At 64.7% G+C, this 19429-nt stretch carries 19 protein-coding genes; 13 read left to right on the forward strand and 6 right to left on the reverse strand.

Annotated features, from left to right (window positions below):
* Positions 1 to 82 precede the first annotated feature (82 nt).
* From AWB67_RS29995 to AWB67_RS30005, 3 genes are all read right to left on the reverse strand, one after another.
* Positions 83 to 1795, reverse strand: a complete 1713-nt coding sequence (locus tag AWB67_RS29995; protein ID WP_200822343.1) for an arylsulfatase — start codon at positions 1793 to 1795, stop codon at positions 83 to 85.
* A 107-nt stretch (positions 1796 to 1902) separates the two neighbouring features.
* On the reverse strand, positions 1903 to 2970 hold the full coding sequence (locus tag AWB67_RS30000; RefSeq protein WP_087659778.1) for an HAD family hydrolase: 1068 nt from the start codon (positions 2968 to 2970) through the stop codon (positions 1903 to 1905).
* A gap of 41 nt (positions 2971 to 3011) precedes the next feature.
* Entirely contained in the window at positions 3012 to 4241 is a 1230-nt protein-coding gene (locus tag AWB67_RS30005; RefSeq protein ID WP_087659779.1) for a formylglycine-generating enzyme family protein, read from the reverse strand.
* 271 nt (positions 4242 to 4512) lie between these two features.
* On the opposite strand from AWB67_RS30005, the gene AWB67_RS30010 reads away from it, so the two are divergent.
* From AWB67_RS30010 to AWB67_RS30035, 6 genes are read left to right on the forward strand one after another with little or no spacing between them, the layout of a single operon-like run.
* The gene (locus AWB67_RS30010) at positions 4513 to 5478 is read left to right on the forward strand and encodes an AAA family ATPase (RefSeq protein ID WP_087659780.1); all 966 of its coding nucleotides are present in this window, start codon (positions 4513 to 4515) and stop codon (positions 5476 to 5478) included.
* 13 nt (positions 5479 to 5491) lie between these two features.
* Complete coding sequence (locus tag AWB67_RS30015) at positions 5492 to 6442, forward strand: DUF58 domain-containing protein (RefSeq protein ID WP_087659781.1); 951 nt, start codon at positions 5492 to 5494, stop codon at positions 6440 to 6442.
* Positions 6439 to 6924: a DUF4381 domain-containing protein gene (locus AWB67_RS30020; RefSeq protein WP_087659782.1), complete on the forward strand. Its 486-nt coding sequence runs from the start codon at positions 6439 to 6441 to the stop codon at positions 6922 to 6924. The genes AWB67_RS30015 and AWB67_RS30020 overlap by 4 nt, the downstream gene beginning before the upstream one ends.
* On the forward strand, positions 6911 to 7942 hold the full coding sequence (locus AWB67_RS30025) for a vWA domain-containing protein (RefSeq protein WP_087659783.1): 1032 nt from the start codon (positions 6911 to 6913) through the stop codon (positions 7940 to 7942). The genes AWB67_RS30020 and AWB67_RS30025 overlap by 14 nt, the downstream gene beginning before the upstream one ends.
* On the forward strand, positions 7932 to 9512 hold the full coding sequence (locus tag AWB67_RS30030) for a vWA domain-containing protein (RefSeq protein WP_087659784.1): 1581 nt from the start codon (positions 7932 to 7934) through the stop codon (positions 9510 to 9512). Before AWB67_RS30025 ends, AWB67_RS30030 begins: the two co-directional genes overlap by 11 nt.
* Positions 9509 to 10840, forward strand: coding sequence for a BatD family protein (locus AWB67_RS30035; RefSeq protein WP_087659785.1), 1332 nt, complete (start codon positions 9509 to 9511; stop codon positions 10838 to 10840). The genes AWB67_RS30030 and AWB67_RS30035 overlap by 4 nt, the downstream gene beginning before the upstream one ends.
* 5 nt (positions 10841 to 10845) lie before the next feature.
* Here AWB67_RS30035 and AWB67_RS30040 read toward each other — a convergent pair whose 3' ends face one another.
* On the reverse strand, positions 10846 to 11718 hold the full coding sequence (locus AWB67_RS30040) for an endonuclease/exonuclease/phosphatase family protein (protein WP_087659786.1): 873 nt from the start codon (positions 11716 to 11718) through the stop codon (positions 10846 to 10848).
* 169 nt (positions 11719 to 11887) lie between these two features.
* Between AWB67_RS30040 and AWB67_RS30045 the strand changes: the two genes are divergently transcribed.
* Together AWB67_RS30045 and xth are read left to right on the forward strand one after the other, a co-directional pair.
* Positions 11888 to 12874: a sulfonate ABC transporter substrate-binding protein gene (locus tag AWB67_RS30045; RefSeq protein WP_087659787.1), complete on the forward strand. Its 987-nt coding sequence runs from the start codon at positions 11888 to 11890 to the stop codon at positions 12872 to 12874.
* A gap of 95 nt (positions 12875 to 12969) precedes the next feature.
* A complete protein-coding gene (xth, locus tag AWB67_RS30050; protein WP_087659788.1) occupies positions 12970 to 13797 on the forward strand; it encodes an exodeoxyribonuclease III in 828 nt (275 codons plus the stop codon).
* A gap of 4 nt (positions 13798 to 13801) precedes the next feature.
* Here the strand turns inward: xth and AWB67_RS30055 are convergent, their stop codons facing one another.
* Entirely contained in the window at positions 13802 to 14110 is a 309-nt protein-coding gene (locus AWB67_RS30055; RefSeq protein WP_087659789.1) for a high-potential iron-sulfur protein, read from the reverse strand.
* 272 nt (positions 14111 to 14382) lie between these two features.
* Between AWB67_RS30055 and AWB67_RS43040 the strand changes: the two genes are divergently transcribed.
* From AWB67_RS43040 to AWB67_RS42180, 5 genes are all read left to right on the forward strand, one after another.
* Entirely contained in the window at positions 14383 to 14514 is a 132-nt protein-coding gene (locus AWB67_RS43040) for a hypothetical protein (protein WP_268808119.1), read from the forward strand.
* A gap of 292 nt (positions 14515 to 14806) precedes the next feature.
* Positions 14807 to 16165, forward strand: a complete 1359-nt coding sequence (locus AWB67_RS30060) for an Nramp family divalent metal transporter (protein ID WP_087659790.1) — start codon at positions 14807 to 14809, stop codon at positions 16163 to 16165.
* A gap of 135 nt (positions 16166 to 16300) precedes the next feature.
* Positions 16301 to 16492 carry an ATP-binding protein gene (locus AWB67_RS43480; RefSeq protein WP_087659791.1) on the forward strand — a complete coding sequence of 64 codons (192 nt, stop codon included), beginning with the start codon at positions 16301 to 16303 and terminating at the stop codon, positions 16490 to 16492.
* Positions 16493 to 16971: 479 nt separating this feature from the next.
* The gene (locus AWB67_RS42175; protein ID WP_235025405.1) at positions 16972 to 17613 is read left to right on the forward strand and encodes a glycosyltransferase family 32 protein; all 642 of its coding nucleotides are present in this window, start codon (positions 16972 to 16974) and stop codon (positions 17611 to 17613) included.
* A complete protein-coding gene (locus tag AWB67_RS42180; RefSeq protein ID WP_235025406.1) occupies positions 17610 to 18266 on the forward strand; it encodes a class I SAM-dependent methyltransferase in 657 nt (218 codons plus the stop codon). Before AWB67_RS42175 ends, AWB67_RS42180 begins: the two co-directional genes overlap by 4 nt.
* 51 nt (positions 18267 to 18317) lie before the next feature.
* Here the strand turns inward: AWB67_RS42180 and AWB67_RS30075 are convergent, their stop codons facing one another.
* Positions 18318 to 19247 carry a LysR family transcriptional regulator gene (locus AWB67_RS30075; RefSeq protein WP_087659792.1) on the reverse strand — a complete coding sequence of 310 codons (930 nt, stop codon included), beginning with the start codon at positions 19245 to 19247 and terminating at the stop codon, positions 18318 to 18320.
* Between the last annotated feature and the right edge of the window lie 182 nt (positions 19248 to 19429).

The raw sequence follows: 19429 nt of genomic DNA on the forward strand, positions 1-19429 counted from the left end.
ACAGGGTCTATGTAAATGGCCGCGCCCGCAAGCCTCGGAAGGCTGGCGGGCGCGGGGCCTGCGGCGACGCGTCACCCAACGCTCATTCCAGTCCGCGCTTCTTGAACGACTCGTCGATCTTGCGATCCACTTGCCTGCGCACCTGATCGACGCTGAAGCTTGCCGGGCGCTGGCTCGGCGGATAAGCGACGAAGGTCTGCAGGAACGTGGACGCTTTCATCGTCGCGATCTCGGTCAGGTACACATTCTTCACGAGCCAGTCGTTGTACTGGTCCGATGTGATGTCGGCGCGTTCGTAAGGGTCCATCCGCAGGTTGAAGATCTTCGGCAGGCGCAGGCAGACGAGCGGGTCCTGCCAGATGTTCAGATTGCCCTTCGCGCGCTGCTCGCAGAAGACCGCTTTCCACGCGTTGCCGTCCTGATCCCAGCGCATGGCGACCAGTTCGCCGTCGTCGTCGAAGTAGTAGAACTCCGTGCGCGCGCCCTTGGCCGACTGCCCGGTCAGAAGCGGTAACTGGTTGTAGCCGTCGAGATGCGTCTTGAAATTCGTCCCGCCTGCCTTCGGCGTCCAGCCTTTCAGCAGCTTGTCCTTCACGCCGGTGTCGCCGGCAGCGGCGAGCAGCGTCGGGAACCAGTCGAGGCCGGAGAACATCTCGTTGGTGACGTCGCCCGGCTTGATGTGCCCCGGCCAGCGGACCATCGCGGGAACGCGGAACGCGCCTTCCCAGTTCGAGTCCTTTTCGCTTCGGAACGGCGTCATCGCGGCGTCGGGCCAGGAGAACATGTTCGGGCCGTTATCGGTTGTGTAGATGACGATCGTATTGTTCGCGATCTTCAGGTCGTCGATGAGTTTCAGCAGCTTGCCGACGTCCTGATCGTGCTCCCACATGCCGTCGCCGTATTCGTTGCCGGGCATCCCGCTCTTGCCGCGGAACTCCGGCCGCACGTGTGTGAAGACGTGCATGCGCGTGAAGTTCATCCACACGAAGAACGGCGTGTTCGCGTTCACCTGCTTCCTGATGAAGTCGGCGGCGTGCTGGCCGGTTTCGTCATCGATGGTTTCCATGCGCTTCACGGTAAGCGGCCCGGTGTCCTCGACCTTGCCGTCGGCGGTGCTGTGGATCACGCCGCGCGGCGAGAAATTCTTCACGAATGGGTCGTCCTTGTTCTTCGGCCAGTAGTCGCGCTCGGGCTCCTCTTCGGCGTTCAGGTGATACAGGTTGCCGTAGAACTCGTCGAAGCCGTGGGCGGTTGGCAGGTACTCGTTCTTGTCGCCCAGGTGGTTTTTGCCGAACTGGCCGGTCGCGTAGCCGAGCGGCTTGAGCGCCTGCGCGATCGTCATGTCGCCCTTTTGCAGGCCGACCGGCGCGCCGGGCGCCCCCACTTTCGACAAGCCCGTGCGCAGCGGCGACTGCCCGGTGATGAACGACGAGCGGCCCGCCGTGCAACTGTTCTCGGCGTAATAGTCGGTGAACATCATGCCTTCGGCGGCGATGCGGTCGATGTTCGGCGTCCTGTAGCCGACGAGCCCGTGCGTGTAGGCGCTGATGTTCGACTGGCCGATGTCGTCGCCGAAGATCACGAGGATGTTCGGTTTCGACGACTGTCCGGCGGGTTTGGCGGGCGCTGGCGCGGGCGCGGGTTTGGCGGGCGCGGCAGCAGCGGGAGCCGCGGGCTTCGCCGCGTTCTGCGCGCGGGCCGTCTCGCTCCCGGGCGACAGCACGAGCGCGCAGACGACGGCCACCGCCGCCAGCGCGCCCGCGACATAGCGTGCTCGTCGAAGAAAAGGTCTCATCGTTGTCGCTCCAGTAGCGTTTGAGTTGATCGCCCGACGCGCCTCCCGGCGTCTCGTGCGCCCCGCTAGCGGCCGCGTTCGTCGTGCGGCGGCTTCAAGGACCGGTCCTAGCGCGCCGGTCCCGGATAGATCGTGTTCCAGTCGCTCTTCATGCTGACGACGACCCATCCCTTGGCGATGGCTTCGTCCCACGCTTTATCGAGCCGGCCGATCTTCGACTGGCGGTCGTAGGCGAACTCGCGGTCGGCGTCGTCGTGATGTACGAGGAGCGCGAGATGCGGGTCCGTGCTGGCGGCGGTGTACTCGAGCATCTGCTGGTCGCCGTCGGAATTGCCAAATGCGAGGATCGGCCGGCGCCCGATGTTGCGATAGATGCCGACCGGCTTGCCGGGGCCGTCGTCGACGAAATCGAGCTTCGGCTGGCGAATCAGCACGGGCTGGCCGTTGCGCACTTCGTACTTGACGACCTGGCTCGAGCCGATCACCTGCTCCGGCGGAATGCCATACGCCTTCTGCACCCACGGCCGCATGAAGTCGATCGTTCCGCCCGAGACGATGTACGTCTTGAAGCCGTTCGCGCGCAGATAGCTAAGCAGCTCGATCTGAGGCTGGTAGACGAGATCCGTGTAAGGCCGGTTGAACTTCGGATGACGCGCTTTCGCGAGCCAGTCGCGGATAGTCTGGTCGTAGGCTTCGGTGCTCATGCCGCTGTTGGCCGTCGCGACGAGCTGCATCAACTGCTTCTGTTGGCTCGCGAGCGCGGCCTGGTCGCGTGCCATCAGCGCCTTGAACGCCGGGTTGTTCTTCCACTCGGGATGATTCGGCGCGGCCGCCTTCACCTGATCGAGCAGGAACACGAACTGGAAGTAGAGCGGTTGCTCGCTCCAGAGCGTGCCGTCGTTGTCGAACACGGCGATGCGCGCTTCCGGGTCCACGTAGGTGAGCGTGCCTTCACGCGTCACATCGCCGACGAATTTCACGATTGCGCGCTTTGCGGGGCCGTCTCGCCAGGAGGGCAGCGCAGTGTCGGCGTTCTGGGCGCTTGCGACGGACGGCGTCGTCTGCGATGCGCTGCCGCCCTTGCCCGCGCAGCCGCCGAGCGTCAGCGCAAGCACGGCCGCACCGGCGAATCCGGTCACGCGGCCCAACCAGTTGCGGCGGCTCCAGCTCTGCATCTGACTCTCCTAGTTGTTGGAGAAGCGACTGCGCCTTGCTGTCAACGTGCGGGCACATCGGCGACGGCCACTTGCGAGCGGCCGTGCGTCTTGTCCCAGGTTTCCTTGTCCATCACGAGCCGGAAGCCGAGATGCGACATGCTGTTGTACGGATCGGTGCCGCGCCGCGCGCTCGGGCGATAGCTCAGGCAGTAGTCCTCGTTGCACAGGAACGAGCCGCCGCGCGTCACGCGCTTGGGCGCCGCGACGGGCACGCCCGGATCGGCCGGGTCCCAGGCCTCGACGGGGCCGGGTGGGTTGTCGATCACCCTGCCGTTCGATGCCTCGCGCCTGAACTGGTCCGCGCGATACCAGTCGGCGACCCACTGCCAGGCGTTGCCGGTCATGTCGGAGAGGCCGTAGGCGTTGGCCGGGAAGCTGCCGACGGGGCTCGTGCCGAGCGCGCCGCCCGCCTTCGCCGATACCACCGGAAACGGCTCTTTTTGCTGGCCTTGCCAGACGTTCGCCATCTGCTTGCCATCCGGCGCGAAGGTGTCGCCCCACGCGTAGGTCGCTTGCGTGAGGCCGCCGCGCGCGGCGAATTCCCACTCGGCTTCGGTCGGCAGGCGCTTGCCGGCCCACTTCGCATAGGCCTCGGCGTCTTCATAGGAAACTTGCACGACCGGATGATTGTCGCGGCCGTCGACGTTGCTCGCAGGCCCCGTCGGATGACGCCAGTCCGCGCCCGGCACGTAGCGCCACCAGCGCGAATAGTCTTCCAGCGACACGGGCCGGTCGGTGCCGGAAAAGACCATCGCGCCCGCGACCAGCGCGCTATCCGGCGGACGCGGCGTGCCCGGCGGCAACTGGACCCTGAGCGTTTCCCAGTCGGGCTTCTTCTCGGCGGTCGTGACGTAGCCGGTCGCCTCGACGAACTTGCGGAATTCCGCGTTCGTCACGTGATGCTCGTCCATCCAGAAGCCGTGCACGCGTACCGAGTGCGCGGGGCGCTCGTTTGCCTGCGCCATCTTGCTGTCGCTGCCCATCTGGAATTCGCCGCCCGGCACCCACGCCATGTTCTGCGGGCCGCGCACGCCGTCGCCGATGACGGCCTGGGTGGCCGTGGCGGACGCCGAGTGCGACTTCAACGCCCAGTTCGCGCCGAAGCCGATCAGCGCGGGCGCCGCGACCAGCAGCGCGCCCCAGAGCAGCACTTTGCGACGGCGCGTCACGCCGCCGCTCGTAGCGCTCGCGCCATGCGTTCCGGCCAATGCCGGCTTGTGCGTCGCCATGCTCTTTCTCCGTTTGCGAAAACGTGCCTGATGCCTCCGTTTTCACCCCAAGAATATCGGTTCTGCGACCTCGCTTTTGCCTATCAATATATGAAGCGCACGATGAATTCAATCTCTTTTCGCATCGTCGCGAACGAGCGATTCGGCGCGTTTGATTGCAATTTAAAAAACGCTTCAACACTTTGACGAATCAATGACCGTCAAGTACCGTTTGACAGGTTGGCGTTCGACATCCGGCAATTCACGTAAAACTCACCAGCTAAACGAGACCATGCGCGAAACCATCCTGCGCTTCGAGGCGAGTATCGGCGAGGCGGTCGTGGGGCAAGAAGCGGTCGTTCGACAAATCCTGATTGCGCTTCTCGCAGACGGGCACGTGCTGCTGGAAAGCCTGCCTGGCCTCGCGAAGACGCGCACGGTGAAAGCCATCGCGAAGCGCCTCGCCGCGACGATGAAGCGTATCCAGTTCACGCCCGATCTCCTTCCCTCCGACATCACCGGCGCCGAAACGCTATTGCAATCGGGCACGGAACATACGCTCGCATTCCAGGCGGGACCGATTTTCGGCAATCTGATTCTCGCGGACGAAATCAATCGCGCGCCCGCGAAAGTGCAATCCGCTTTGCTTGAAGCAATGGAAGAGCGACAAATATCGGTGGCGGGAAAAACGCATCCGATGCCGGATCTCTTTCTCGTGATGGCGACGCAAAATCCCATCGAGCAGGAAGGGACTTATCCGCTTCCCGAAGCGCAAATGGACCGGTTTCTTTTCAAGGTCCTGATCACGTATCCGTCGCCGCAAAGCGAGCGCGACATGTTGCGCATGCTGCGCCGCGAGAGCGACGCCACGAGCGCGCCCGCCGCCTTCGAGACGCTTTCGCAGGAAGACGTGTTCGCGGTGCGGCGCGCCGTGCAGCGCATCGGCGTGGCGCCTGCGATCGACGAGTACATCGTCTCGCTCGTGAACGCGACGCGCCACGGCGCCGAACTCGATGGCGACCTCGGCAAGTGGATCGAGATCGGCGCGAGCCCGCGTGGCGCGATCGGCCTCGATCGCGCGAGCCGCGTCGCCGCCTGGCTGCAGGACCGCGACTTCGTCACGCCCGACGACGTGCGCGCGGTCATTCACCCGGTGCTGCGGCACCGGCTGATCCTTTCCTACGATGCCAACGCCGACAACATCAGCGCCGACCAGGTGATCGACCGGCTGGTGGAGAAGGTCGCGGTGCCGGCCTGAGCGGGGAACGGTCATGGACGAAGCGATCGGCCGCGTCTACGTCGATGCCGCGCATCTTACGAAACTCGAATTCCGCGCGCGCGGCCTGAGTTTCGTCGCGCCGCATCCGCTCTCCAGCATTCTGTCGGGCAAGCACGCATCGCGTCTGCGAGGCCGGGGCCTGAACTTCGAGGAAATCCGCGGCTATCTCCCCGGCGACGATATCCGCCACATCGACTGGAAAGTGTCGATGCGGCTCGGCAAGGCGCACGTGCGCGTCTACACCGAGGAGCGCGACCGGCCGCTGCTCGTGGTCGTCGATCAGCGCATGAGCATGTTCTTCGGATCGCGGCGCGCGTTCAAGTCGGTGGTCGCGGCGGAAGCGGCGGCGCTCGCCGTGTGGATGGCGTTCGCGGCGGGCGACCGCGTTGGCGGCGTGATCTTCGACGACAGCACCGTCGTGCCCGTGAAGCCGTTGCGGAGCCGCAGCCGCATCAGGATGCTGTTCGGCGCGATCGGCCGGATGAACGCCGCGCTCCACGCCGACAGCGCCGCGCGCACGAACTACGCGCAACTGAACGCCGCGCTCGAAGGCGTGCTGCAACTGGCGGCGCACGATCACCTGATCTTCGTCGTCAGCGATTTCGCCGGCGCCGACGAGCGCACGCGGCAGCTTCTGCGCGAGCTGTCGGCGCATAACGACGTGGTTGCGTCGATGGTCTTCGATCCGCTCTGGCAACGCATGCCGGAGCATCGCGCGTTAGTGGTGAGCGAAGGACGGTTGCAGGTCGAATTGCGGATCGAGCATGAGCGCGTGAGGGAGCCGCTCGCGAGCCTGTTCAAAGGGCGAAGCGCTGAAGTGGCCGAGCTGCTGCGCGCGAGCGGCGTGCCGCTTATGGCTCTGTCGACCGCCGAGCCGACGATTGATCAGGTGCGGCGGCTCTTCGGCGAACGTCCGCGCGCGGCGACGGAGAGCGGCATATGACCGCGCTTGCGTCGCTTCAGGAGTTGCCGTTGCCCGCAGCGGTGTCGTACGCGCCGCAGACGATTGGCTGGGCGGTCGTCGCGCTTGTGCTTCTCGCGTTGGCGCTGTTCAGCGCGTGGCTTGGTTGGCGACGGTACGAGAAGCAGCGATATAGACGCGTGGCACTGGAGGAATTGAAGCGCATCGAAGCGCAAGTAAAGCGTGAAGATGAACGCAACGCCGCACTCGCCGCCATCGCGCCGCTCATCAAACGGACCGCGCTTGCGGTCGCGCCGCGCGAGCGTGTCGCGTCTCTGTCGGGCGCCGAGTGGCTCGCGTTTCTCGCCAGCACGCGCGGACATTTCGATGCCCGCACCGGCGCGCTGCTCGCGGTGGTGAGCTGCGCGCCGCCGGAGCATCTCGCCGCGATCTCGCCGCAGGACGCCGACGCGCTGATCTCGCATACGCGCGACTGGATCGCCCATCATCATGTGGAAGTTTGACTTCCCGTGGATGTTCCTGCTGCTGCCGCTGCCGGCGCTCGTCTGGTGGCTCGCGCCCGCGCACCGCACGACGGCGCCGGCCGTGCGCATGCCGTTCTTCCAGGAAATGGCCGATGCCGCCGGTGAAAAGCCCGCGCCCGGCGGCGTGCGCCTGCGCCGCAACTGGCTTCAGCGTCTGTTGATGCCGCTTATCTGGACGCTGCTCGTGATCGCGGCGGCGAAACCCGTGTACGTCGAAGCGCCGATTACCCGCGACGAACCCGCGCGCGACCTGATGCTCGCGATCGACCTGTCGCAGTCGATGAGCGCACGCGACTTCGTCAGCGCCGCGAGCGGCGAGCGCATGGACCGGCTGACGGCGGTGAGGCGCGTGGTGGCGGATTTCATCGCGAAACGCAAGAGCGACCGCATCGGCTTGATCGTGTTCGGCGAGGCTGCGTATCCGCAGGCGCCGCTCACGCTCGATCACGACAGCGTGCTGATCCTGCTCGACCAGATGCAGATCGGCATGGCGGGGCCGCGAACGGCAATCGGCGATGCGATTGGCCTGGCGGTCAAGCTGATGGACAAGACGCCCGCGCTCGAAAAAGTGCTGATCCTCCTCACCGATGGCAACGACACCAGCAGCGCGATCCCGCCGCAGCGCGCGGCCGAGATCGCGAAGGATCACCGGATCGTCGTGCATACGATCGGCATCGGCGATCCGGCGACGACCGGCGAGGACAAGGTCGATCTCGACGCGCTGGAGCGCATCGCCAAAACGACCGGCGGGCGCTCGTTCCATGCGCTCGGACGGCAGGAGGACCTCGCCGCCGTCTACACGACGCTCGACAAGATCACGCCCGACAAGGTGAAGCGCGAGGTCTACCGGCCGCAGCGCGATTTCTTCTGGATACCGCTCGCCGTCGCGCTGGGCTTGCTGACGGCGTATCACGTGCTGGCGCTGCTGATCGCGATGGTGCGCGCCCCGCGACGCCGCGCACGCGCCGAATTCGGCGAGGTCACGCATGGAAATTGACCTCACCGCGTTCCACTTCCTGCGGCCCGCGTGGCTGTGGCTGCTCGTTCCGGCGATCCTGCTGCCGGTCTGCTGGTTTCGCCGCAACGACGTGCGCTCGCGCTGGCGCAACATCATCGCGCCGGAGCTGCTGGAGCATCTGATCGTCGGCGGGAAGGCGCGGCGCGGCATGCAGCCGGTGCATACGCTTGCGCTCCTGATCGGGCTCGGCGCTGTCGCCGTCGCCGGGCCGACGTGGCAGCAGGAGCGGCCGCCGTTCAATCAGGACAAGGCGCCGCTCGTCGTCGTGCTGGAACTCGCGCGATCGATGGACGCGACCGATGTCGCGCCGACGCGCATCGAGCGCGCGAAGCAGAAGGTGCTCGACCTCGCGAACGCCCGCAAGGGCGCGCGCACGGGGCTGGTCGTGTTCGCCTCGACGGCGCATCTCGTTGTTCCGCCGACCGAGGACCCGGCGATGCTCTCGCTCTACGTGCCAGCGCTTTCTCCTTCGCTGATGCCGCGCGACGGGAAGAACGCGGCAGCGGGGCTGGACGTTGCGGAACGCCTCCTGGCGCACGATCCGGCGGCGGGCACGATCGTCTTCATCAGCGACGGCTTCGACGAAAGCGGCACCGATGCGTTCGTGCAAAAGGCGAAGCAATCGCGGCATCAGCTTTTGTGGCTCGCGGTCGGCACCGAGAACGGCGGCCCGATTCGCGGCGCGGACGGTGCGATCGCGATGGACCCAGAGGGCCGCCCGCTCACCGGCGCCTTCGATGCCAACGCGATCCGCAAGATCACGCATGCCGCCGATATCCCGCTCGCGAGCCTGCGCGCGGACGATGACGATATCGTGTGGGTCGAGCGTCGCGCGCAGACGTTCCTGGCCGAAGCCGAGGAGTCGAAGATCGTGCCGCGCTGGAAGGAGGCAGGCTACTGGCTCGTGTTCGCGCTGATCGCCGTCGCGCTGTGGTGCTTCCGGCGCGGGTGGACGGTCAAGTGGCTGCCAGTCGTGCTGCTGTCGCTCGCGTTCAGCGCCGCGCCGCGCGAGGCGCAAGCGGCGGGCTGGAACTGGATCGACCTTTTCGCGACGCATGATCAGCAAGGCCGCTGGCACTTCGAGCGCGGCGACTTCAAGGCGGCTTCGCAACGCTTCGAAGATCCGATGTGGAAAGGCCGCGCGCAGTATCTCGCGGGCGATTATCAGGGTGCGCTGGAGAGCTTCTCGCGGCTGAAGACGGCGCAGGCAAATTTTTACATCGGCAACACGCTCGCGCATCTGAAGGACTACGCGGGCGCGATGCTCGCCTACGACAACGCGCTCAAGCAGCAGCACGTTTTTCCGCAGGCGGTGGCGAATCGCGATCTGATGCGCAAACTGCTGATCGCAGAACAGGAAAAGCCCGAAGACGGGGAAGAAGCCGATCAGCCCGATCAGACCAAGGCCGACAAGAAAGACAATAACGGGCAGAAGATGCTCGTGCACGACCAGCGTCCGGCCGAGGATATCTGGATGCGAAATCTAAATACGTCGCCGGCGGCGTTTTTGCATCAGCGCTTCGCGCAGGAAGCGGGAGCGGCGCCATGATGTCGCGCGTGCTGCTGATCGTCGTGTTGCTCATCGCGCGCTGCGCCTGCGCGGACGAGGCGCCCCGGACGATGATCCGCGCGCATCTCGAACCGCCCGGGCCGGTGGTCGCGGGGACGGAGGTGAAGCTTGTCGTCGATGCGCTCACGACCACCTGGTTCACCGCCGCGCCCGACTGGCCGCTCTTCACCGTCGATGACGCCATCGTCAGCCTGCCGGACGAGCAGGCCGTGAATCTCTCGGAGACGATCGACGGCGTGAAGTGGTTCGGCGTGAGTCGCGCATATCGCATCGTGCCGCGCGCGGCGAAGTCGTTCGATATCGCGCCGTTCGCGCTCACCGTGTATCCGGGCGGCGGCGCGAGCGGCCCGGTCAAGCTGGCGACGCCGCGCCTTCGCCTCACCGCGACGCTGCCGCCCGGTGCCGAAGGCATGACGACGTTCTTCCCGCTCGCGGAGCTGACCGCGACGCAGAAGTTCGAGCCTGCGCAGACGCATCTTCGCGTGGGGGACACGATCACGCGCACGATCACGCAAACCGCGAGCGGCACCGAGTCGATGCTGATTCCGCCGCTTGTCTTCGGCGATATCGACGGGCTCAGGCGCTATCCGAAAATCCCCGCGACACGCAACATCCTGCAGGATCGCACGGGGCTCGTCGCGGGCGAGCGGACGGACGCGGTCACGTATGTCGTCAATCGAAGCGGGCGGTGCACGCTGCCCGCGCTCACGATCGAATGGTGGAATACCGCGACGCAAAAGCGCGAAGCCATCGTGCTGCCAGTGGTGAGTTTTGTCGCCGCCGCCGCGAAGGAGAAGCCGCTGTTCGAGATTCCCGCCGATGCGATGTCGAAGGCGAGCCACAAGATCATCTTCATCGATCGGGCGAGCGTTGCGTATGGCGTCGGGCTGCTGGTTGCGCTGCTGGCGAGCGTTTGGAGTTATCCGCGGCTCGTTGGCTTTGGCGGTTCGCTCAAGCAGCGTATCGAAGACGCTCGGCGCCGGTACGCGCAAGGCGCAGCGCCCGCATGGCGGGCGCTCTGCGTGGCAGGACGCTCGGGCGCGATGCGGCGAATCATCCCGGCGTTGTATCGATGGATGGACAAGCGCCAGGGGTACGGCCGACCGGCGCGCGTGCAGAACCTCGCGAGCGAAGGCGAAGATGCCGCCCTTGGACAGCTTGCCGCAAGCGTCGCCGCCGACTACGCGAATCGTCCCGACGAGACAGCGATCGACTGGAAAGAAACCGAACGCGAACTGAAGCGTGCGGCCAGGCGCCACGCGCATCTTCAAAAAAAACCGTCGCTTCCACCGCTGAACGAACGCTAAAGCGCTCAGTTCAACTCGATCCAGATCGGCTGGTGATCGGACGAGCGGCTCGTCTGATCGACCTCGCAACGCGCGACGTGCTTCCAAAGATCTTCGGTGACGAACACGAAATCGCACGCGAACGGGCCATCGGGCCACTGCTCGTGGTCGTACAAACCGACCGTCGCGGCGCGCGGCGCGTCGGGATGGGCGAGCGTCCAGGCATCCACGAAAGAGGGCGCGTCCGGCAACGGCTCCAGCATCCGCTGATACGCGTTCGCCCCGAACGCGCTGTTGAAATCGCCGCAGACGATCGCGCTCATCGGCCGCCCCGTGTCCGCGAACGGGCTGTTCGGTTTCTCCGATTTCGCGGGCCGGCGCGCATGTTCGCACGCCTCGCGATGCAGCTCGCGCAACCGCTCGACCTGCGCGAGCCGCTGCACCTCCGAGTAAAACTCCAGATGGGTGCTGACGACGCGCAACGGCCCCACATCCGTATCGATGATCGCTTCGAGCGCGACGCGCAGCATCGACGGCTTCGCGGGATCGGCGGGCCACGGCAGCGAATGCCGCAGCACACGGCGCACGGGCAGCCGGCTCACGATCGCGTTGCCGAACTGGCGCCGTCCACGTCCGGCGCCGGTGGGCGGCAGATCGGCGCCGATCGCATCGAGCACGATCGCGCCCGGCAGCAGCGCGGCGAGCTCGGCGAACTGGTCAGCGCTCGGGCGGCCGGGCAAACCGCCGGCCGCGTCGCCCTGATGGAAGCCGCGCGTGACTTCCTGGAGGCAGAGGACGTCGAAATCGCACAGCGCCTTGGCCTCGTCCACGATGCGCGCGAGATCGACGCGGCCGTCCACGCCGCGTCCCCATTGAATGTTCCAGTCGACGAGTCGCATGTCGTCTTCCTTCGAAGGTCCTTCCGGCGAGTCTACCGTTGCCGTTCCTAAATCTGCTGGCGCGACAAGCAAAGCTGAAAAACTTGGTTCGCGACGGGTATGCGGCATTACTAGAATCTGACGTCCCAGCGTCCTTACGGATGCTTTGCAACGCTATCGAGAACCGCACATGTCCGACTATTCCTCCGACGAGAAACACGCCGCCAGCGCCGCCCGCCGCACGCTGCTCAAAGGTGCGGGCGCGCTTGCCGCTTCCCTCGTGCTTCCGACCGCCGCGTTCGCACAAGGCGATGCGAAAACCCTGCGCATCGGCTATCAAAAGTACGGCAACTTCGTCGTTCTGAAAGCGCGTGGCACGCTGGAGAAGCGGCTCGCCGCGCAGGGCGTTGCAGTGCAGTGGCTCGAATTCCCGGCCGGGCCGCAACTGCTCGAAGGGCTGAACGCGGGCGCCGTCGATGTCGGCACGGTCGGCGAGACGCCGCCGATCTTCGCGCAGGCGGCGGGAGTCGATTTCGTCTACATCGGCAACGAGCCGCCCGCGCCGCACGGCGAGGCGATCGTCGTGCCCGAGAACTCGCCGATCAAGACCGTCGCCGAATTGCGCGGCAAGAAAGTCGCGTTCAACAAGGGCTCGAACGTCCACTACCTGCTCGTGAAGGCGCTGCAACAGGCGAAGCTCACGTACGCCGACATCCAGCCCGTCTACCTCGCCCCCGCCGATGCGCGCGCCGCGTTCGTGCAGGGCAGCGTCGATGCGTGGGTGATCTGGGACCCGTATCTCGCCGCGATCGAGCGGCAGGCGAACGCGCGCGTCATCGCGAACGGCGACGGGCTCGTGCGCAACACGCAGTACTACCTCTCGGCGCGCAAGTTCGCGACCGCCCAGCCGCAGTTGCTGCGCGAGCTGCTCGCCGAACTCGACAGCGTCGACAAATGGGGCCGCGACAATGTTCCGGAAGTCGCGCGCCTGTTGTCGCCGCTCGTCGGTCTGGAAGCGCCGACGCTCGAAGTCGCGCTGAAGCGCACCGCGTACGGCGTGCAGCCGGTGACGGCGGAGACGCTCGCCTATCAGCAGCAGATCGCCGATACGTTCAACGAGCTGAAGCTGATCCCGAAAAAACTCGTCGTCAGCGACGCGCGCTGGGTGACGGCGTAGCGTAAAGCCCGAGCCTCGTCTGCCGCATGCGGGCGTTTCCGGTACTGTAATTGCTCGGTATCGTGATTCGCCCGGAACAGGACGCCAGAGAGGCCATGCTCAAGATCGCCACGTTCAACATCAACGGCATCCGTTCGCGGCTGCCCGCGCTTCTTACATGGCTCGACAAGGAGGCGCCCGATATCGCGTGCCTCCAGGAGCTGAAGGCGCCCGACGCGGTGTTTCCCATCGATGAAATCCGCAACGCCGGTTATGGCGCGATCTGGCACGGACAGACGTCGTGGAACGGCGTCGCCATCCTGGCAAAAGGGATGGAGCCGATCGAAACGCGGCGCGGCCTGCCCGGCGACCCGGGCGATACGCACAGCCGCTACATCGAAGCGGCGGCGCACGGCGTGCTGGTCGGGTGTCTCTATCTGCCGAACGGCAATCCTCAGCCGGGCCCGAAATTCAACTACAAGCTCGCGTGGTTCGAGCGCCTCATCAAATACGCGGCGAAGCTGCACGACAACGGCCATCCGGTCGTGCTCGCGGGCGACTACAACGTCGTGCCGACCGACGAGGACATCTACAACCCGAAGTCGTGGCTCAAGGACGCGCTGCTCCAGCCGGAGAGCCGCGAGGCGTATCGGCGGCTGCTCGATCAGGGTTGGCTCGATGCACTGCGCGCGCGTCATCCGGACGAGCGCATCTACACGTTCTGGGACTATTTTCGCCAGCACTGGCAGAAGAATTCGGGGCTGCGCATCGACCATCTGCTGCTCAATCCGGCGCTCGCGCCGCGTCTCGCGGATGCGGGCGTCGACCGCTGGGTGCGCGACCTGCCGCACGCGAGCGATCACGCGCCGACCTGGATCGAACTCGACATGAGCGAGCAGAAAAAGCCCGCGACGCGTGCGCGGCGCGCGAAACCCGCGGCTTAGGCGTTCACATGTTCGTGTAGGAGCCGCACCAGCCGCGCGCGGCGACCTGCTTGGTGCCAAAGAGCGTGCAGCCGCCCCAGGCATCAGTCGATTTGCCCTGGAAGAGCGAGCAGTTGCTGCAATCCTGGCCGGCTGCGTAGTTCGGAAATTTGGCCTTGTCGACCTTTTTTGCGTCTTCCTTGTAGCCGACTTCGACGGCGGCGGGATCGGATTCGCTGAGCTTCGGACCGTCGGCGAGGGCGGCGCGAGAGAGCAGCAGCGACGACCCCGCGCCGATGCCAAGGATCATGAAAGTGCGACGGGACGGGTTCATGGCGGGGATGGTTGTCGTTTGTGGGAAGCACGGTCGGCCGAAAAGCCCGATGCCGCTTTGTCCAACGATACGCCGCTCGGGCGAATCCGGCAGAAATTGCTGAATTGCCGCCGCGACTCACTCAAGTCTTTCCCGCACCTGCCGTAAATGTGCTCAGTAACTGATGTTTCATTTGTGTCTGGTAGGGCACAGAACTTTTTGACGCACCCATCCGGGTATGGGACCAGAGTAAGGCGCTGAAGCGCCGACTCTGGATCGACAGGAGAATGCACGTGGCAGCAATGGACTGGATGATCGCAGGAATCGACCTCATGGGAATCGTCGGCATGACGATGGTGATGAGCGTTATGGCCCGCCGGAGCATCAATACGGCAACCGTGGAACTGCAGCGACAAGGGCATTGAGCGCCCAAAGTAAGAGAAGGACCGAAGTAATCCGGCGAGGGGCGAAGTGCCGAAAAAAACCCGCCACGCCCCCGTCGTAATTTGAATTTAGTTTTGCCGCCGCACGTTTTTACAGGAACGCTGCCGGCGAATAACGCACATCCACCGCCAAAAGCGGCCCCGCCACGATGTGCGGACGCACCGAACCGCCCGTCGACCAACGCGCTTGATATGAAGAATGCCGCTTGAATCTTGTGGGCGCGCGGAGCATATTTTGTCGTGACCAACCGCCTGCGTGGTGGAGCGCCAACCGATGCCCGACGTCCGACAGCCCGCTGTTTCGCAGCCCGCGTGGAGACATGCGCGTCCCGAGGATGAGTTCCGGCACAGTCTGCCGGAAGTGTATTCGTCCGTAGCCGTGCCGTCCGGTGGCCTGTGGCTGCGGCGCTTTCTCGCGTTCGCGGGGCCGGGCTACATGATCTCGGTCGGCTATATGGACCCGGGCAACTGGGCCACCGATCTCGCCGGCGGCTCGCGCTTCGGCTACACGCTCCTCGCGGTCATCCTGCTGTCGAACCTGATGGCGATCCTGCTCCAGGCGCTCGCGGTGCGGCTCGGCATCGCGACCGGCCGCGATCTTGCGCAGGCATGCCGCGACCATTATTCGAAGCCGGTGAACTACGCGCTGTGGCTCGCGTGCGAACTGGCGATCATCGCGTGCGATCTCGCCGAGGTCATCGGCACGGCGATCGCGTTGCAATTGCTGTTCGGCATTCCGCTGATCGCGGGCGCGCTCATCACCGCGCTCGATGCCTTCCTGCTCCTGCTCCTGATGAATCGCGGCTTTCGCTTTCTCGAAGCGTTCGTCATTGCGCTCCTGATCGTGATTGCAGTGTGCTTTGCCGTGCAGATCGTCGCGGCCGCGCCGCCGATGGCCGCCGTGCTGCGCGGCTTCATTCCGTCGACTGCGATCGTGACGAATCCCGAGATGCTGTACGTGGCGATCGGCATCATCGGCGCGACGGTGATGCCGCACAATTTGTATCTGCATTCGTCGGTTGTGCAGACGCGCGCCTATGAACCCAGCGAAGCCGGACGCCGCGATGCGATCCGCTGGGCCACCGCCGACAGCACCATCGCGCTGATGCTCGCGCTCTTCATCAATGCGGCGATTTTGATCGTCGCGGCGACGGTGTTTCATGCGAGCGGGCATACCGAAGTCGCTGAAATCGGCGATGCGTACCGGCTGCTGTCGCCGCTGCTGGGCTTGGGCATCGCGTCGACGCTCTTCGCCCTCGCGCTGCTCGCCTCCGGCCTCAACTCGACGGTGACCGCGACGCTCGCCGGGCAGATCGTCATGGAAGGCTTTCTCAGGCTGCGCATTCCGAACTGGGCGCGGCGACTGATCACGCGCGGGATCGCGATCGTGCCGGTGATCGTCGTCACGGCGCTTTACGGCGAGAAGGGCACGGCGCAATTGCTCGTGCTGAGCCAAGTGGTGCTGTCGATGCAGTTGCCGTTCGCCATCATCCCGCTCGTGCGGTTTGTCTCCGACAAGCGGAAGATGGGCGTCTTCGTCGTGCCCGTCTGGGTGACGATGATTGCGTGGGTTGTGGCGGGGGTTATCGTCGTGCTCAATATCAAGTTGCTTGTGGATACGTTGATGGGTTGAGCCCGCGATCGTTTCACAGCAGGGGTTCGCTGGGGCTGACAATTCGGGGCGGCGCGCTTGGAGGTCTTTCTCGTGAACGCAGTCCAATACGGTTCAGGCGCAACAAGCGTGAATGCTCTCGGTGACGAGTAACAGATGACGCTTGTCGTTTCCGACGAAGGCACGCCAATGCCGGCGGCCGCGCTGCCGACGCTCTTCGGGCCATTGACGCGAATAGCTTCCTCGCCCAGGCGAGGCCAGCCATCTTCTAACGTAGGTCTAGGCCTTTATATCTGCCGATGCATCGCAACGGCACAGGATGGCACCATTCACGTTGAATCAGCATAGGGTGGGACGCGCTTCACCGTGCAGATAGCCCGTTTTCCGTCGCTCCCGTGCTGACTTGCGCGGTGTGTCGGCCAGGTTCTCACCGCAGCCTGTTGTGCTCCAGGTGCCTGTAAGCGCTCGGCAGACAAGCCGCCGACCGGGCTCGCGTCGAATGGCCATTGGCTCAACAACCTGACTCGCGGTGGACACGCGTTCCACATCGGCAGTGGGGTCAAATTGAGCCGCTCGCCAACGCTGAACGCGCGCTGTGTCACCGGCTAGTTCTCGTCAAAACGCTTAAAAGCTGCGTTCATTGTCAAGCGCCAAGCGGCCAAACCTCCCGCTTCCGGGCACCTCCATTCCCCCGAATTACGCCCGATTTCCCGCCTTGTTCCCCCCATCGCCGCCAGGTGGGGTGCCGTAATCTAACAACCAATCCAAGCGGCGTATCGGCCGCCCCGCGCAAGAACCGCCAAAGACCCATCACCCAGCAGGAAAAAATGATTCCGAAGGTAATCCACATCATCTGGATCGGCGATGAAAGCAAGCGTCCCGACAACTGCATCGACACCTGGCGTCAAATGAATCCGGGCTTCGAAGTGCGCCTGTGGCAAAACGCCGACTTGCAGGCGCATCGCTGGCCGAACGCGCCGCAAATGGCCGAAATGTGGCCGAAAGAGCTCAACGGCGTCGCCGACCTGATGCGCTGGCAGATCCTCTACTGGTTCGGCGGCTTTTCCGTCGATGCGGACAGCATCTGCGTCCGTCCGCTCGAAGAAAGCTTCTTCGACTGCAGCCTCTTCACCTGCTGGGAGAACGAACTCGCGACGCCCGGCCTGATGGCCGCCGGCTATGTCGCCGCGCGTCCACGGCATCCGCTCTTTCGCGCGATGGTCGAAAACCTCGCAAGGCAGCCGACCGTGTGCAACGACGCCGCATGGATCACCGTCGGCCCGGTGAAATTCACGCAGGCGGTGCTCGCGTTCAAGCCGAGCGATCTCACCGTGTTCCCGAGCCATTACTTCATTCCGCGCCACCACACCGGACAGACCTACACCGGCAGCGGCCCCGTCTATGCGAAGCAATACTGGGGAAGCACCTTCAAACTCTACGACGAACTTCACGCAGCCAATCTCACATGAACCAGCTCGCCATTCCGCCCATTCAGCCTGCGCACAGCCTGCTCGAGCAACTGCATGACCCGTACTTCACGCAGAAGGTGCCCGTTTCCCGTCAACTGGTGGGCATGGATCGCGTATCGGCGCTCGTCCAGTTGTGCGCCGGGCGACGCGTGCTCCACGTCGGCTGCGTCGATTCGCCGATTTTCGATCCCGCAAACAATCTTCATCTGCAACTGCTGCGCTCGGGACAGTGCGCGCGGCTCGTCGGCGTGGATCTGGACGCGGCCGGCATCGCCGAACTCGGCAAGCATTGCGATCAGCCGCTCTACGCGACGCTCGCCGATGTCAACGAGCCCTTCGATGTCGTGCTGGTGCCCGAAGTGATCGAGCACGTCGGGAACCTGGCGATGTTCCTGGAAGAGCTGGACCGCATCGATTTCACGAACATCATCATCACGGTGCCGGACGCGGTGCAGTGCCACACCAATCACTTCGATTTCTCGGAGCGCGACGAGATGTTCGTCGAGGTGGTGCACCCCGACCACAACTACTGGTTCTCGCCGTACACGCTGCTCAACGTGGTGAAGAAGTACACGTCGTGGCATCCGAAGGGCATGTTCTTCTTCAACAAGATCTCGCTGTTGATGATCGCTTCGAAGCGGGCGCCGGAATAGAAGCGCCTTGATGAGACGCCGCGCCGCGCATCCGCGCGGCGCGCGAGCCCATCAAGCCATCCGTTCCCCTGCCGCCGTCCGCAATTCCAGCGCGACGAAATCGACGAACGCGCGAATCCGGTTCGACATCTGATGCCGTTGCGAATAGACCGCAAAGATATCGGCGTTGGGCGTGTCGTATTCGGGCAGCACCGCGACGAGCTGTCCATCCTCCAGATACTGCCTGATGTCCCATTCGGCGCGCATCAGAATGCCGTGACCTTCGAGCGCCCACTTCACCGCGATCTCTCCGTCGTTCGTCGTGAGGCTCCCGCTGATCCGGACCGCCTCCGTCTTGCGCGACGCGCCTCGTCCGGTCGTCAGCCGCCACACACCATACGCTTCATCCCCTTGCCGAATACCGATGCAATTGTGCTTCGTGAGGTCATGCGCCGTCGCGGGCATGCCTCGCGCGGCGATGTAGGAGGGTGCCGCGCACAGCAGCCGCCGGTTCGGCGCCAGCCGACGTGCGATCACGCGCGTATCAGGTGGCTCGCCGAAACGGATGCAGACGTCGAACGCGTCGTCCGTCAGCGGTGGCGGCGTCACAGATAGCTGAAGCTGAACCGACACCTGCGGAAACTTCGCAACAAAGCGCGAGATCGCGGGCGCGACGTGACTGCGGCCAAAGCCGAGCGTCGCGTTCACGCGCAGCAATCCTTTTGGACTCCGTTTCGCGCTTCCCAATAGCTCGGCTAACTCATCGATTTCGTCGAGGATGCGCCGCGCGTGTTCGAGATACAGCTCGCCCTCGGGCGTGAGCATCATCCGGCGCGTCGTGCGGTTGACGAACGCGACTCCCGCGCGACTCTCCATCTGCGTCAGACGCTTGCTCACCGCGGCCGGCGTCAGCCCCAATTCCCGCGCCGCCGCGCTCAGGCTACCCGCCGCGGCCAGCGTCGAAAAGAAACTCAAATCGGACGGTTGGACGGTTTCGTGCATGCCAGGACTTGTAACTTGAAGTTAAAGACGCTTTAAGTCTAGCACCGGTTTCTACTTGCGAAAGCTATGTAAAGTTCGCTCACACTCACAACAGTTGGAGACGAAAGACATGAAAACGTATCGCATCGCAACCATCCCTGGCGACGGCATCGGCAAGGAAGTCGTTCCCGCGGGCCAGCAAG

The organism is Caballeronia terrestris, assembly GCF_001544515.1.
GTDB lineage: Bacteria > Pseudomonadota > Gammaproteobacteria > Burkholderiales > Burkholderiaceae > Caballeronia > Caballeronia terrestris.

What these genes read in the sequence shown, in the direction of transcription:
- AWB67_RS29995 (WP_200822343.1), bottom strand. Translation starts at nt 1,795, where the DNA reads ATGAGACCTTTTCTTCGACGAGCACGCTATGTCGCGGGCGCGCTGGCG.
- AWB67_RS30000 (WP_087659778.1), bottom strand. Translation starts at nt 2,970, where the DNA reads ATGCAGAGCTGGAGCCGCCGCAACTGGTTGGGCCGCGTGACCGGATTC.
- AWB67_RS30005 (WP_087659779.1), bottom strand. Translation starts at nt 4,241, where the DNA reads ATGGCGACGCACAAGCCGGCATTGGCCGGAACGCATGGCGCGAGCGCT.
- AWB67_RS30010 (WP_087659780.1), top strand. Translation starts at nt 4,513, where the DNA reads ATGCGCGAAACCATCCTGCGCTTCGAGGCGAGTATCGGCGAGGCGGTC.
- AWB67_RS30015 (WP_087659781.1), top strand. Translation starts at nt 5,492, where the DNA reads ATGGACGAAGCGATCGGCCGCGTCTACGTCGATGCCGCGCATCTTACG.
- AWB67_RS30020 (WP_087659782.1), top strand. Translation starts at nt 6,439, where the DNA reads ATGACCGCGCTTGCGTCGCTTCAGGAGTTGCCGTTGCCCGCAGCGGTG.
- AWB67_RS30025 (WP_087659783.1), top strand. Translation starts at nt 6,911, where the DNA reads ATGTGGAAGTTTGACTTCCCGTGGATGTTCCTGCTGCTGCCGCTGCCG.
- AWB67_RS30030 (WP_087659784.1), top strand. Translation starts at nt 7,932, where the DNA reads ATGGAAATTGACCTCACCGCGTTCCACTTCCTGCGGCCCGCGTGGCTG.
- AWB67_RS30035 (WP_087659785.1), top strand. Translation starts at nt 9,509, where the DNA reads ATGATGTCGCGCGTGCTGCTGATCGTCGTGTTGCTCATCGCGCGCTGC.
- AWB67_RS30040 (WP_087659786.1), bottom strand. Translation starts at nt 11,718, where the DNA reads ATGCGACTCGTCGACTGGAACATTCAATGGGGACGCGGCGTGGACGGC.
- AWB67_RS30045 (WP_087659787.1), top strand. Translation starts at nt 11,888, where the DNA reads ATGTCCGACTATTCCTCCGACGAGAAACACGCCGCCAGCGCCGCCCGC.
- xth (WP_087659788.1), top strand. Translation starts at nt 12,970, where the DNA reads ATGCTCAAGATCGCCACGTTCAACATCAACGGCATCCGTTCGCGGCTG.
- AWB67_RS30055 (WP_087659789.1), bottom strand. Translation starts at nt 14,110, where the DNA reads ATGAACCCGTCCCGTCGCACTTTCATGATCCTTGGCATCGGCGCGGGG.
- AWB67_RS30060 (WP_087659790.1), top strand. Translation starts at nt 14,807, where the DNA reads ATGCCCGACGTCCGACAGCCCGCTGTTTCGCAGCCCGCGTGGAGACAT.
- AWB67_RS43480 (WP_087659791.1), top strand. Translation starts at nt 16,301, where the DNA reads ATGACGCTTGTCGTTTCCGACGAAGGCACGCCAATGCCGGCGGCCGCG.
- AWB67_RS42175 (WP_235025405.1), top strand. Translation starts at nt 16,972, where the DNA reads ATGATTCCGAAGGTAATCCACATCATCTGGATCGGCGATGAAAGCAAG.
- AWB67_RS42180 (WP_235025406.1), top strand. Translation starts at nt 17,610, where the DNA reads ATGAACCAGCTCGCCATTCCGCCCATTCAGCCTGCGCACAGCCTGCTC.
- AWB67_RS30075 (WP_087659792.1), bottom strand. Translation starts at nt 19,247, where the DNA reads ATGCACGAAACCGTCCAACCGTCCGATTTGAGTTTCTTTTCGACGCTG.